The sequence below is a fragment of the Pseudomonas iridis genome (genome assembly GCF_017980685.1).
Taxonomy (GTDB): domain Bacteria; phylum Pseudomonadota; class Gammaproteobacteria; order Pseudomonadales; family Pseudomonadaceae; genus Aquipseudomonas; species Aquipseudomonas iridis.
Window position 1 is genome coordinate 104153 of record NZ_JACXXO010000009.1, and the last position, 13274, is coordinate 117426.

Annotated in this window: 12 protein-coding genes; 8 read left to right on the plus strand and 4 right to left on the minus strand. The window is 60.3% G+C overall.

Features of this window, described 5'->3' with window-relative positions:
- Positions 1-103: 103 nt before the first annotated feature.
- The 4 genes from IEQ42_RS16420 to IEQ42_RS16435 form a co-directional block, all read right to left on the minus strand.
- Positions 104-388: a YceK/YidQ family lipoprotein gene (locus tag IEQ42_RS16420; protein ID WP_210704186.1), complete on the minus strand. Its 285-nt coding sequence runs from the start codon at positions 386-388 to the stop codon at positions 104-106.
- A complete protein-coding gene (gene ubiX, locus IEQ42_RS16425) occupies positions 381-1028 on the minus strand; it encodes a flavin prenyltransferase UbiX (RefSeq protein ID WP_150595227.1) in 648 nt (215 codons plus the stop codon). Before ubiX ends, IEQ42_RS16420 begins: the two co-directional genes overlap by 8 nt.
- Positions 1025-2374 (minus strand): UDP-N-acetylmuramate:L-alanyl-gamma-D-glutamyl-meso-diaminopimelate ligase, encoded by a 1350-nt coding sequence (mpl, locus tag IEQ42_RS16430; protein WP_042561268.1) that lies wholly within the window; start codon positions 2372-2374, stop codon positions 1025-1027. The genes ubiX and mpl overlap by 4 nt, the downstream gene beginning before the upstream one ends.
- A gap of 157 nt (positions 2375-2531) precedes the next feature.
- Positions 2532-4439 (minus strand): sigma-54-dependent Fis family transcriptional regulator, encoded by a 1908-nt coding sequence (locus tag IEQ42_RS16435; RefSeq protein ID WP_210704187.1) that lies wholly within the window; start codon positions 4437-4439, stop codon positions 2532-2534.
- A 301-nt stretch (positions 4440-4740) separates the two neighbouring features.
- Between IEQ42_RS16435 and exaC the strand changes: the two genes are divergently transcribed.
- The 8 genes from exaC (at position 4741) to ppa (ending at position 13136) form a co-directional block, all read left to right on the plus strand.
- Positions 4741-6261 carry an acetaldehyde dehydrogenase ExaC gene (gene exaC / locus IEQ42_RS16440; RefSeq protein WP_042561269.1) on the plus strand — a complete coding sequence of 507 codons (1521 nt, stop codon included), beginning with the start codon at positions 4741-4743 and terminating at the stop codon, positions 6259-6261.
- Between the two features lie 211 nt (positions 6262-6472).
- A complete protein-coding gene (gene eat / locus IEQ42_RS16445) occupies positions 6473-7924 on the plus strand; it encodes an ethanolamine permease (RefSeq protein WP_042561270.1) in 1452 nt (483 codons plus the stop codon).
- A gap of 52 nt (positions 7925-7976) precedes the next feature.
- On the plus strand, positions 7977-9371 hold the full coding sequence (locus IEQ42_RS16450) for an ethanolamine ammonia-lyase subunit EutB (protein ID WP_210704188.1): 1395 nt from the start codon (positions 7977-7979) through the stop codon (positions 9369-9371).
- 2 nt (positions 9372-9373) lie between these two features.
- Positions 9374-10201, plus strand: a complete 828-nt coding sequence (gene eutC / locus IEQ42_RS16455; RefSeq protein ID WP_395593812.1) for an ethanolamine ammonia-lyase subunit EutC — start codon at positions 9374-9376, stop codon at positions 10199-10201.
- Between the two features lie 115 nt (positions 10202-10316).
- Positions 10317-10778 (plus strand): GNAT family N-acetyltransferase, encoded by a 462-nt coding sequence (locus tag IEQ42_RS16460; protein ID WP_016773002.1) that lies wholly within the window; start codon positions 10317-10319, stop codon positions 10776-10778.
- 250 nt (positions 10779-11028) lie between these two features.
- Positions 11029-11679 (plus strand): DedA family protein, encoded by a 651-nt coding sequence (locus tag IEQ42_RS16465; RefSeq protein ID WP_042561272.1) that lies wholly within the window; start codon positions 11029-11031, stop codon positions 11677-11679.
- 4 nt (positions 11680-11683) lie between these two features.
- A complete protein-coding gene (locus IEQ42_RS16470) occupies positions 11684-12496 on the plus strand; it encodes a M90 family metallopeptidase (protein ID WP_210704190.1) in 813 nt (270 codons plus the stop codon).
- Between the two features lie 112 nt (positions 12497-12608).
- On the plus strand, positions 12609-13136 hold the full coding sequence (ppa, locus tag IEQ42_RS16475; protein WP_045881121.1) for an inorganic diphosphatase: 528 nt from the start codon (positions 12609-12611) through the stop codon (positions 13134-13136).
- Positions 13137-13274: the final 138 nt, after the last annotated feature.

Genomic DNA, 13274 nt, shown 5'->3' on the forward strand with positions numbered 1-13274 from the left:
AGTGCCCAGCACTTCCGGGATCAAAAGATCGCAGCCTTCGGCAGCTCCTACATGGATCTTCATTTCACCCAAGGAGCTGCCGAAGGCTGCGATCTTTTGATCTTTACAACCCGCCAGTCGCCTGAAACCCCACGCCGATCACGGTCAGTAGCGACAACGGCAACAGCAGCGTATCCAGCAAAGCACTTGCCGGCAGGTCCACCCCCGGATAACTCGGCGCCTCGGCACCGAATCGGTCCATCGCACAACACCCGCCATTCAACGCATACAAATCCAGCCGCGTCCCGGAATACACCACCGGCGCCCCCGGTTTGGCCGCGTCCAGCGTGCGCACAGTGGCGCACCCGGCCAGTTGCAGCGCCAGCGCAATCACCAGCAGCTTATTCATCGCTGCTCAAATGATGCTCACCCCAACGCGGCAGCATGTCCTGCGGGATGCCCAGCAGATTGAGAATCCGCGCGACGACGAAATCGATCAGGTCATCGATGGTCTGCGGCTGATGATAGAAACCGGGTGAGGCCGGCAGAATCGTCACGCCCATGTTCGACAGCTTGAGCATATGCTCCAGATGAATGCTTGAATACGGCGCCTCGCGCGGCACCAGAATCAACTGGCGACGTTCCTTCAAGGTGACGTCGGCTGCGCGTTCGATCAGGTTGTTGCAGGCACCCGTCGCGATGGCCGACAGCGTCCCGGTCGAGCACGGCACGACCACCATCGCCGCTGGCGCGCCAGAGCCCGAGGCCACCGGCGACATCCAGTCTTCCTTGCCGTACACGCGGATCTGCCCGGCGGCGGCCCCGGTGTATTCGGTCAGGAACGCCTGCATCATCTGCGGCTTGGGCGGTAGCGAGACGTCGGTTTCGGTGGCCATCACCAGTTGCGCGGCTTTGGAGATCAGGAAGTGCACCTCGCGATCTTCCCGCACCAGACAATCGAGCAGGCGCAAACCGTACTGCGCGCCCGATGCACCGGTCATCGCGAGCGTGATGCGCTCCGGGCCGCCGTTCTGCGAAAAAGTGTTCATTGCAGCGCCTCGGCGAGTTTGCCGTGCAGGCCGCCGAAGCCGCCGTTGCTCATGATCACCACGTGAGTACCGGGCTGAGCCTGGCTTTTCACGCGCTCGATGATGCCTTCCAGCGTATCGCTGACAATCGACGGCACCTTGCACAGCGCAGCGGTGGCGGCCAGATCCCAGCCAAGGTTGGCCGGGGCGTACCAGATCACCTGATCGGCATCGTTCACGCTGTCCGGCAAACCGTCACGGTGCGCGCCGAGTTTCATCGAGTTGGAGCGTGGTTCGATGATCGCGATCAACGGTGCATCACCGATGCGCTTGCGCAGACCATCAAGCGTGGTGGCGATCGCCGTCGGGTGATGGGCGAAGTCGTCGTAGATGGTGATGCCGCGCACTTCCGCGACTTTTTCCATCCGGCGTTTGACGTTCTTGAACGCGCTCAACCCGGCGATGCCCATCGACGGCACCACCCCCACATGACGCGCAGCCGCCAGCGCAGCAAGGGCGTTGGCGACGTTGTGCTGGCCAGTCAATTCCCACTCGACCGTGCCTTGGGACACACCTTCGAACATCACCTCAAAGGCCGAGCCGTCTTCGCTGAGCAATTTGACCTGCCACTGACCGCCAGCACCGGTGGTTTGCACCGGGGTCCAGCAGCCCATCTCGATTACCCGCTGCAAGGCAGGCTCGGTGGTCGGATGGATCACCAGGCCTTCGCTCGGGATGGTTCGCACCAAATGGTGGAATTGCCGTTCGATGGCCGGCAGATCGGGGAAGATGTCCGCGTGATCGAACTCAAGATTATTGAGGATCGCGGTGCGCGGGCGGTAGTGCACGAACTTCGAACGCTTGTCGAAGAAAGCGCTGTCGTACTCGTCGGCCTCGATCACGAAAAACGGCGTACCGCCCAGACGGGCGGACACCGAGAAGTTCTGCGGCACGCCACCGATCAGGAAACCCGGGCTCATGCCGGCGTGCTCCAGCACCCAGGCGAGCATGCTGCTGGTGGTGGTTTTGCCGTGGGTGCCGGCAACGGCCAGCACCCAGCGACCTTGCAGCACGTGATCAGCCAGCCACTGCGGGCCAGAGACGTACGGCAGGCCTTTGTTCAGCACATATTCCACCGCCGGATTGCCGCGCGACATGGCGTTACCGATCACCACCAGATCCGGTGCCGGATCGAGCTGAGCCGGATCGTAGCCCTGCGTCAGCTGAATGCCTTGGGCCTCGAGCTGCGTGCTCATCGGCGGATAGACGTTGGCGTCGGAGCCGGTCACGTGATGGCCCAGCTCTTTGGCCAGAACCGCCATCGAGCCCATGAAAGTCCCGCAGATACCCAGAATATGAATGTGCATAGTCGACCTCGTAAAACATGGCCGCAGGTTAGCGTAGGGAGGGGGAAATCGCACCTTGTGTTTCGCCTTTGCCGACGCCTTCGCGAGCAGGCTCGCTCCCACAAGGTTGGCGCTAACCCTGTGGGAGCGAGCCTGCTCGCGAACGGTGCGGCGCGGTTTAGCGGGCAATCCCGTGTTTACGCAGCTTTCTATAGAGGGTATTGCGACTGACCCCAAGCTGCTGCGCCGTCTGCGTCATATGCCAGCGTTGCTGTTCCAGGGCATTCAGCAACGCCAACCGCTCGGCATCCTCCAGCGGATGATCGGATTGCATTACCTCCAACTCTACCGCCGGCCGCACCTGCCGAATCATCGCCGGCAAATCCTCCAGCCCGATCCTTCCCTCATCACACAACGCCGCCAACGTACGCAGCACATTGCGCAACTGCCGCACATTCCCCGGCCAGTTGAACGCCAGCAACGCCTGACGCGCCGGCTCATCAATCACCAACACGTCCCCGCCCGCCTCTTCGGCCAGCAGAAAATCCAGTAGCTGCGATTTATCACTGCGCTCACGCAACGCCGGCAACGCCACTTCCAGGCCGTTGAGCCGGTAATACAGATCCTCGCGAAAACTGCCGTTTTCGACTCGTTCCAGAAGATTGCGGTGAGTCGCACTGATGATCCGCACGTTGACCGCTTCCGGCTCGCCGCCGATCGGCACCACTTGCCGGTCCTCAAGCACTCGCAAGAGACGGGTCTGCAAGGCCAACGGCATGTCGCCGATTTCATCAAGGAACAATGTGCCGCCATCGGCCTGCTGAAGTTTGCCGCGCATGCCGTCCTTGCGCGCGCCGGTAAAACTGCCTCCGCGATAGCCGAACAGCTCACTTTCGATCAGGCTTTCAGGAATCGCCGCGCAATTGAGGGCAATGAAGGCTTTGCTCGCGCGCTGACTGGCCTGATGCACTGCCTTGGCGAAAGCCTCTTTGCCGGACCCCGTTTCACCATTGATCAACAGCGGCACATCACGCTCGAAAACCCGCAGGGCTTTGCGAAAATCGGCCTGCAACGCCGCGTCACCGAGACAAATCCCCGACAGACGCGGAGCCTGCGCCACAACCGGCGCGGGCATGATCGGCATCGTTTTGCGCGACTCGCCGCGCAACACCGCAAACAGATTTCGCCCGTCGCGGGTGCGTAACGGCCAACTGGCGCTGGCATTGGCACTCGCACGACCGAGCAATTCATCCAGCGAACAATCGAAAAACGCCTCGACGGATTTACCGAGCAATCCACCGCGGATGTGCCCAAGCAGGTTCAGCGCACTCTGGTTGACTGCACTGATCCGCCCTTCTCCATCAAACGCCAACAGCCCCTCGCTGAACAGCCCGACGGACTCGGCCTGTAAATGAAAGCGCAGCAACCATTGATTATCGAAACAGCGCAGGAAGTAGCAGCTCTCGATCATCTTCGCCGACAGATTGACCAGCGCCATGGTGTGGAACTGGCTCTGCCGCGAGACGTCGTGACGTGCCGAGGACACATCAAGCACCGCCAGCAATTCGCCGTGCGGATCGAACACCGGGCTCGCCGAGCAGGTCAGGCCGGTGTGGCGCCCGCGGAAATGTTCATCCTGATGAATGGTCAGCGCCTGGCGTTCGACCAGGCAAGTGCCAATGCCATTGGTGCCTTCACAGGCTTCGCTCCAGTCGGCGCCGAGCCAGAGGCCGGCACGCTCGAAAATCTTGCGTTCGGCCGGCGCGGTAACGCAGTTGAGGATCACCCCACGGGCATCGGTCAACAGCACCGCGTGTCCCGCTCCGGAGAGCTGCTGATGCAGGCTGCTCATCTCATTGCCGGCAATCTGCAACACCTGTTGCAGGCGCTCGCGGCTTTCAAGAACGCGGCCATGTTCGAGCACGGTAGGCGCCATGCTCAGCGCTGGGTCGAGGTGATAGTCCTCAACACAGCGCAACCACGAGCGGGCTATCGAAGGATCGGCTCCGGGCCCGTGCAGGTGTGGTTTGCCCTGGGTAACGGTGAGCACCTGTTGGGCATGGCGACTCAAATGATTGTTGTGCATTTCTTATTGTTCTCCCCGTAGCTCGACGGCCCAATGCTGAGGTGACGCCCAGCATCCTCCAGCCAACCAGCGTTTGCAATGCTGGCAAGACTGCCCGGTCACTGGCTGTGCCAAAAGCGGTACAAACTGTCACTCCATCTGTACCGAAACCGTCACAGTGGTAATCCGTCCGTCCGACAAAAACCGCGCAAGGCCTTGATTTACCTGACCTGCACGGCAGTGGCCCGACCCTTGCTCTACGCTTATAGCAAGCGCACTTGCGCGTTTCTCTAATAAGTACAAAGCCAAGGAGAACATCATCATGCGTTACGCTCACCCCGGTACTGAAGGCGCCAAAGTCTCGTTCAAGAGCAAGTACGGTAACTACATCGGCGGCGAGTTCGTCGCGCCTGTCAAAGGTCAGTACTTCACCAACACTTCGCCAGTCAATGGCCAACCGATTGCCGAATTCCCTCGCTCCACTGCCGAAGACATCGACAAGGCACTGGATGCCGCCCACGCCGCCGCTGATGCTTGGGGTGCAACCTCGGTGCAGGCGCGTTCGCTGGTCCTGCTGAAAATCGCCGACCGTATCGAACAGAACCTCGAACTGCTGGCGATCACCGAAACCTGGGACAACGGCAAAGCCATCCGCGAAACCCTTAACGCCGATATCCCGCTGGCTGCCGACCACTTCCGCTACTACGCCGGTTGCATCCGCGCCCAAGAGGGCAGCGCAGCCGAAATCGACGGCAACACCGTGGCTTATCACATCCATGAACCACTGGGTGTGGTCGGCCAGATCATCCCGTGGAACTTCCCGATCCTGATGGCCGCGTGGAAACTCGCGCCTGCGCTGGCGGCGGGTAACTGCGTGGTGCTCAAGCCTGCCGAGCAGACTCCGCTGGGTATTTCCGTGCTGGTCGAACTGATCGGCGACCTGCTGCCGCCGGGCGTGCTGAACGTCGTGCAAGGCTTCGGCAAAGAAGCCGGCGAAGCGCTGGCGACCAGCAAACGCATCGCCAAGATTGCCTTTACCGGCTCGACGCCGGTTGGCTCGCACATCATGAAATGCGCGGCCGAAAACATCATTCCATCCACCGTGGAACTGGGCGGCAAATCGCCGAACATCTTCTTCGAAGACATCATGCAGGCCGAGCCGACCTTCATCGAAAAGGCTGCCGAAGGTCTGGTGCTGGCGTTCTTCAACCAGGGCGAAGTCTGCACCTGCCCGTCTCGCGCACTGGTTCAGGAATCGATCTACGACGAGTTCATGGCCGTCGTGATGAAGAAAGTCCTGCAAATCAAACGTGGCGATCCGTTGGACACCGACACCATGGTTGGCGCCCAGGCGTCCGAGCAGCAATTCGACAAGATCCTGTCCTACCTGGAAATCGCCAAGGGCGAAGGCGCGGAACTGCTGACCGGCGGCAAAGTGGAAAAACTCGAGGGCAATCTGTCGACCGGCTATTACATCCAGCCGACCTTGCTCAAAGGCACCAACAAGATGCGCGTGTTCCAGGAAGAAATCTTCGGCCCGGTGGTGAGCATCACCACGTTCAAGGACGAAGCCGAAGCCCTGGCCATCGCCAACGACACCGAGTTCGGCCTCGGCGCCGGCCTGTGGACCCGCGACATCAACCGCGCCTACCGCATGGGCCGGGCGATCAAGGCCGGTCGCGTCTGGACCAACTGCTATCACCTGTACCCGGCGCATGCCGCGTTCGGCGGCTACAAAAAGTCCGGCGTTGGTCGTGAAACCCACAAAATGATGCTTGATCACTATCAGCAGACCAAGAACCTGCTGGTGAGCTACGACATCAATCCGCTGGGCTTCTTCTAAAGCATCAGGGCGAGGCAGGTATTCCTGGCTCGCCCTTTCGACCGCTTTCGCGAGCAGACTCGCTCTCACAGGGAATTGCGTGCCCCGCAATGCTCAACCCGACACACATCCAGTGTGGGAGAGAGCCTGCTCGCGAAAGCGATGTGCGATTCAACCCAATGGTCCCTGGCTCTGCAAGTTGGCCAATAAAACAATAAAAATGGTGAACCCTATGCCTATCGAATCCCCCGCTGGCGCTCCGGCGACCGGCTCATCCGTCGACTTTGAAAAAGTCGGCTCGGACTACTTCCAACAACGCGAATTGAAAAAAGGCGCCGCCGGCTGGGTTCTGCTGGTGGGGCTTGGCGTCGCGTATGTGATCTCAGGCGACTATGCAGGCTGGAACTTCGGCTTGGCGCAGGGCGGTTGGGGCGGGATGTTCCTCGCGACGCTGCTGATGGCCACCATGTATCTGTGCATGTGTTTTTCCCTGGCCGAACTGTCCTCGATGATTCCCACCGCCGGTGGCGGCTACGGCTTTGCCCGCAGCGCGTTCGGCCCGTGGGGCGGCTTCCTGACCGGTACCGCGATCCTCATCGAATACGCCATCGCACCCGCCGCAATTGCCGTGTTCATCGGCGCCTATTGCGAGTCGCTGTTCGGCATCGGCGGCTGGATGATTTATCTGGCGTTCTACATCATTTTTATCGCCATCCACATCTTCGGGGTCGGCGAAGCATTGAAGCTGATGTTCGTCATCACTGCCGTCGCCGCGCTGGCGCTCGGCGTGTTTCTGGTGGCGATGGTGCCGCACTTCGACGTCGCCAACCTGCTCGACATTCCGGTGACCAGCGCTGCCGGCGCCAGCCCTTTCCTGCCGTTCGGCTATGTCGGCGTCTGGGCGGCGATTCCCTACGCAATCTGGTTTTTCCTCGCCGTTGAGGGCGTGCCACTGGCCGCCGAAGAAACCAAAAACCCGAAACGTGACCTGCCACGCGGGCTCATCGGCGCCATGCTGGTGCTGCTCGCCTTTGCCCTGCTGATCCTGATCGTCGGGCCTGGTGGTGCGGGTGCCAATTCGCTGCTGACGTCGGGGAACCCGCTGGTTGAAGCGCTGAGCAAAGCCTATGGCGGCTCGACCTGGATGGGCGGTTTCGTCAATCTCGTGGGCCTGGCCGGGTTGATCGCCAGTTTCTTCTCGATCATCTATGCCTACTCGCGGCAGATTTTCGCCTTGTCGCGCGCAGGCTATCTGCCACGAAAACTCTCCCAGACCAACAAAAGCAAGGCGCCAGTGCTGGCGCTGATCATTCCAGGGATCATCGGTTTTGGTCTGTCGCTGACCGGCCAGGGCGACCTGCTGATTCTGGTAGCGGTGTTCGGCGCGACCATTTCCTACGTACTGATGATGGCGGCGCACATCACGCTGCGCATCCGCCGCCCCAAAATGGATCGGCCGTACCGCACGCCTGGCGGCATTTTCACCTCCGGCGTGGCGCTGGTGCTGGCTTGCATCGCCGTCATCGCGGGGTTCCTAGTCGACCCACGGGTCGTGATCGGCGCCGCTATCATCTATGGAGTGTTAATTGCTTACTTTGCTTTCTACAGTCGACATCACTTGGTAGCAGGTACGCCGGAAGAAGAATTCGCGGCGATTCAGAACGCTGAAAAAGCCCTGCACTGACTGCCGAAAACCACGGCGCAGGGCATGCCTGCGCCGTCACGGAGAATTCTGTATGGCGAGTTTCGCTCACACGGTCGGCGCCCAGACCTACCGCTTCGACAGCCTCAAGGACGTCATGGCCAAGGCCAGCCCGGCGCGTTCCGGGGACTTTCTCGCGGGTGTTGCCGCACTCAACGACGGCGAACGCGTGGCCGCGCAAATGGCACTGGCCGACATTCCGCTGACACATTTCCTACAGGAAGCACTGATTCCCTACGAAGCCGACGAAGTCACCCGGCTGATCATCGACACGCATGACAAACCGGCCTTCGCCGTGGTCAGCCACCTCACCGTCGGCGGTTTTCGCGACTGGCTGCTCAGCGACGCCGCTGACGAAACAAGTCTGCGCGCCCTTGCCCCCGGCCTGACCCCGGAAATGGTCGCCGCCGTGTCGAAGATCATGCGCGTGCAGGATCTGGTGCTGGTGGCGCAGAAGATCAGCGTGGTCACAAAGTTTCGCGGCACACTCGGTTTACGCGGGCGCCTGTCGACCCGCCTGCAACCGAATCACCCCACCGATGAGCCCTCCGGCATCGCCGCGAGCATTCTCGATGGCCTGCTGTACGGCAACGGCGACGCGATGATCGGCATCAACCCGGCCACCGACAGCATCGCCTCGATCTGCGCGATGCTGGAAATGCTCGACGCGATCATCCAGCGCTACGACATCCCGACCCAGGCCTGCGTGCTGACCCACGTCACGACCTCCATCGAGGCGATCAACCGTGGCGTGCCGTTGGATCTGGTATTCCAGTCGATCGCCGGCACCGAGGCGGCCAATGCCAGCTTCGGCATCAACCTGAATGTGTTGCAGGAAGGCTACGACGCCGGATTAAGCCTGAACCGCGGCACCCTCGGGCAAAACCTGATGTATTTCGAAACAGGACAAGGCAGCGCCTTGTCGGCAAACGCCCACCACGGCGTCGATCAACAGACCTGCGAGACAAGAGCCTACGCCGTGGCGCGACATTTCAAGCCGTTTTTGGTGAACACCGTCGTAGGATTTATCGGCCCGGAATACCTCTACAACGGCAAACAGATCATCCGCGCCGGTCTCGAAGACCATTTCTGCGGCAAGTTGCTCGGCGTGCCGATGGGTTGCGACATCTGCTACACCAACCACGCCGAAGCCGATCAGGACGACATGGACACCCTGCTGACCCTGCTCGGCGTGGCGGGGATCAACTTCATCATGGGCATCCCCGGCTCCGACGACATCATGCTCAACTACCAGACCACCTCGTTCCACGACGCGCTCTACGCGCGCCAGACGCTGGGCCTGAAACCGGCCCCGGAATTTGAACAGTGGCTGGCGAACATGGGCATCTTCACCCAGGCGGACGGTAAGGTCCGCTTCGGCAACAACCTGCCGCCGGCCTTCCGCCAGGCCTTGGCGCAACTGGGATGAGCCTGATGGATAAACCGCCTGTCGACCCACAAAACCCATGGCTGGAACTGCGTCGCCTGACGCCAGCCCGAATCGCCCTCGGCCGCACAGGCACCAGCCTGCCAACCAGCGCGCAACTGGACTTCCAGTACGCCCACGCTCAGGCGCGGGATGCGGTGCATCTGCCTTTCGATCATGCCGGACTCAGTGCACAACTGAGTGAGCGTGGGCGCGAAAGCCTGCTTTTGCACAGCGCAGCGGTGGACCGCAACAGCTACCTGCAACGTCCGGATCTGGGACGCAAGCTCAGCGATGAGTCCGCGCAGGCCCTGCGCGATTATGCAGCGACCCACCCGGGCGGCGTCGATCTGGCGATTGTCGTGGCTGACGGTCTGTCGGCGCTGGCGGTGCATCGGCATACGCTGCCGTTTCTGCTCCGGCTGGAAGAGCAAATGGGCGGCGACGGCTGGTCGATTGCCCCAATCGTTCTGGTAGAACAGGGTCGCGTTGCCGTTGGCGACGAGATCGGTCAACTGCTCGGCGCTAAAATGGTTGTCATGCTGATTGGCGAACGCCCTGGCCTCAGTTCGCCGGACAGCCTCGGTTTGTATTTCACCTACAATCCAAAAATCGGATTGACCGATGCCCATCGCAATTGCATTTCCAACGTACGGCTTGAAGGCTTGAGCTACGGCATGGCGGCGCATCGCTTGCTGTACCTGATGCGCGAAGCCTGTCGGCGACAGCTGTCGGGGGTCAACCTGAAGGACGAAGCACAGGTTCAGACGCTGGAGTCGGACGCTGGAGCGGACATGAAAGGAAACTTCCTACTCGATCCGCCCCCAGCCTGAACCGTTTCCGCATTGCGTTTCTGCGCTGGTTTAAGGCAGGATCGACGCACGGCCGCCAGGGTTTCCCATCGCCGTCAGAGCAGTTGAAGACAGCCACTTGAAGACGAGACCTATCATGCGGATTATTCAAGCGACCCTCGAACATCTGGATTTGTTGACGCCGTTGTTCGTCAAGTATCGCGAGTTCTACGGTTCCCTGCCTTACCCGGATTCCTCCCGCGCGTTTCTCGAAAAACGCCTGCGCCGCAAAGAGTCGGTGATCTATCTGGCTCTGGCCGATGATGACGACAAAAAGCTGATGGGCTTCTGTCAGCTGTATCCGAGCTTCTCCTCGCTGTCGCTCAAACGCGTGTGGATCCTCAACGACATCTACGTCGCCGAAGACGCTCGGCGCCAACTGGTCGCCGACAACCTGATCCGTACCGCGAAGAAAATGGCCAAGGAAACCCAGGCCGTGCGCATGCGCGTCTCCACCAGTGCCAACAACGAAGTGGCGCAGAAAACCTACGAATCGATTGGCTTCAAGGAAGACACCGAGTTCAAGAACTACGTGCTGCCGATCAGCGACGAGCTATAACGCCAGTTTGACGAGTCTATTTGTGGCCAGGGGAGCTCCCTCGCCACAAAAACTCACGCCCTCATAACTCCTTATCTCTGACAATTCCTCACACCTCGACATCCCGCGCTACAAAACCAACACGCGCGTCATCATTCAAACCGTATAATCCCGATCTTCCCGGCTTGTAAGAAAAACTACATCCCGCTGTAGGCTTACACGAAGTCATCCGCACAGGCCCACTGAGTAGGGCCGCCATACAGGTGCCCCCATGGATTTCAATCCGCTCGACCTTATCCTGCATCTCGACGTTTATCTCGACTTGCTGGTGAACAACTACGGGCCGTGGATCTACGCCATCCTGTTCCTGGTGATTTTCTGTGAAACCGGTCTGGTGGTGATGCCGTTCCTGCCTGGCGATTCACTGCTGTTCATTGCCGGCGCTGTTGCGGCTGGCGGCGGCATGGACCCGGTGCTGTTGGGCGGTCTGCTGATGCTCGCTGCGATCCTGGGCGACAGCACCAACTACGTCATCGGGCGAACGGCTGGCGAAAAGCTGTTCAGCAACCCGAATTCGAAAATCTTCCGCCGCGACTATCTGCAAAAGACCCACGATTTCTATGACAAGCACGGCGGCAAAACCGTGACTCTGGCGCGCTTCCTGCCAATCATCCGGACTTTCGCACCGTTCGTCGCCGGTGTAGCGCGGATGCCGTACCCGCGTTTCTTCGGTTTCAGCGTGTTGGGCACCATCCTCTGGGTGGGCGGACTGGTGACCCTGGGTTACTTCTTCGGCAACGTACCGTTCATCAAGAAAAACCTGTCGTTGCTGGTGGTCGCCATCATTCTGCTGTCGCTGATTCCGATGATCATCGGCGTGGTGCGCAGCCGTTTTGGCGGCACCAAAGTCCAATCGCACTAAGCCGATGTGGTCGCTGAGCGCCTGGCGCCGCCGGCGCATTCTGGCCAGGCACCCGATTGCCGACGAGATGTGGCAACGGGTGCGCCATCACCTGAGCTTTCTTGATGGCATCACGCCCGCTGAAGATCAGTGGCTGCGCGAAGCCTGTGTGCTGTTTCTCGAAGACAAACACCTGAGCGCCCTGCCCGGCGTCGAATTGCATCAGGAGCAACGCCTGCTGCTCGCCGCCCAGGCACAATTACCGCTTTTGCATCTGGGCGATCTGAACTGGTATCAGGGTTTTCACGAAATCGTCCTCTATCCCGACGACTTCCTCAGCCCACAGCGTCACCGCGATGCCAGTGGCGTCGAGCACGAATGGGACGGCGAACACAGTGGTGAAGCCTGGCAGCAGGGGCCGATCATCCTCGCCTGGCCGGGCGTGATGGCCAGTGGTGGCTGGGAAGGCTACAACCTGGTGATTCACGAACTGGCGCACAAACTCGACATGCTTAACGGCGACGCCAACGGTCTGCCGCCGCTGCACACCGACATGCGCGTCAGTGACTGGGCCGATGTGATGCAGACGGCTTACGACGATCTCAACCGCCAGCTCGACGACAATCCCGACGCAGAAACCGCCATCGATCCCTACGCCGCCGAGAACCCGGCCGAGTTCTTCGCCGTCACCAGCGAATACTTCTTCAGCGCCCCGGATCTGCTGCACGAGGCTTATCCGCAGGTCTACGCGCAACTGCAGCTTTTCTATCGGCAGGACCCGTTGGGCAGGTTGCGGCAACTTCAGGCCAGCGACCCGGTCTATCAGGCGCACGACTAAGTTCTGCACGACTTTAGGTTCATGGCGTCGACGGCAGAATATGCCTATAATCGCCGCCACTTTTTGGTCAATCCGGCCAAGTGTTTTTGGTCAACTACGGGGGCAACGCCCAATGAGCTACAGCAAGATTCCGGCTGGCAAAGACCTGCCGAACGACATCTACGTCGCGATCGAGATCCCGGCCAACCACGCGCCGATCAAATACGAAATCGACAAAGACAGCGATTGCCTGTTCGTTGACCGTTTCATGGCCACCCCAATGTTCTACCCGGCCAACTACGGTTTCATCCCGAACACCCTGGCTGACGACGGTGATCCCCTCGACGTGCTGGTCGTAACCCCTTACCCGGTTGCGCCAGGCTCGGTAATCCGCGCTCGCCCGGTCGGCGTCCTGAACATGACCGACGACGGCGGCGGCGATGCCAAAGTTATCGCAGTGCCACACGACAAGCTGTCCCAGCTGTACGTCGACGTGAAGGAATACACCGACCTGCCACCGCTGCTGATCCAGCAGATCGAGCACTTCTTTGCGAACTACAAAGATCTCGAAAAAGGCAAATGGGTCAAGATCGAAGGCTGGGCCGGTGCAGACGCCGCCCGCGAAGCGATCACCAAGTCGGTTGCTGCCTACAAAGGCTGAGTCCATGCAACCTGCGTGACGCTTGGATAAAACCCCGGTCGATCCGGGGTTTTTTATGTGCGAGAACATCCCTCTTAAACGGATTGTTTAAACTCCACGCGACACGGTTTTAACTTGTTTAATTTCCCACAAGAACGT

Bases quoted from the DNA above. Each gene is read 5' to 3' on its own strand.
- mpl (WP_042561268.1), bottom strand. From the start codon at position 2,374: ATGCACATTCATATTCTGGGTATCTGCGGGACTTTCATGGGCTCGATG.
- ubiX (WP_150595227.1), bottom strand. From the start codon at position 1,028: ATGAACACTTTTTCGCAGAACGGCGGCCCGGAGCGCATCACGCTCGCG.
- IEQ42_RS16450 (WP_210704188.1), top strand. From the start codon at position 7,977: ATGGCGAGTTTCGCTCACACGGTCGGCGCCCAGACCTACCGCTTCGAC.
- IEQ42_RS16460 (WP_016773002.1), top strand. From the start codon at position 10,317: ATGCGGATTATTCAAGCGACCCTCGAACATCTGGATTTGTTGACGCCG.
- ppa (WP_045881121.1), top strand. From the start codon at position 12,609: ATGAGCTACAGCAAGATTCCGGCTGGCAAAGACCTGCCGAACGACATC.
- eat (WP_042561270.1), top strand. From the start codon at position 6,473: ATGCCTATCGAATCCCCCGCTGGCGCTCCGGCGACCGGCTCATCCGTC.
- IEQ42_RS16470 (WP_210704190.1), top strand. From the start codon at position 11,684: ATGTGGTCGCTGAGCGCCTGGCGCCGCCGGCGCATTCTGGCCAGGCAC.
- IEQ42_RS16435 (WP_210704187.1), bottom strand. From the start codon at position 4,439: ATGCACAACAATCATTTGAGTCGCCATGCCCAACAGGTGCTCACCGTT.
- exaC (WP_042561269.1), top strand. From the start codon at position 4,741: ATGCGTTACGCTCACCCCGGTACTGAAGGCGCCAAAGTCTCGTTCAAG.
- IEQ42_RS16465 (WP_042561272.1), top strand. From the start codon at position 11,029: ATGGATTTCAATCCGCTCGACCTTATCCTGCATCTCGACGTTTATCTC.
- IEQ42_RS16420 (WP_210704186.1), bottom strand. From the start codon at position 388: ATGAATAAGCTGCTGGTGATTGCGCTGGCGCTGCAACTGGCCGGGTGC.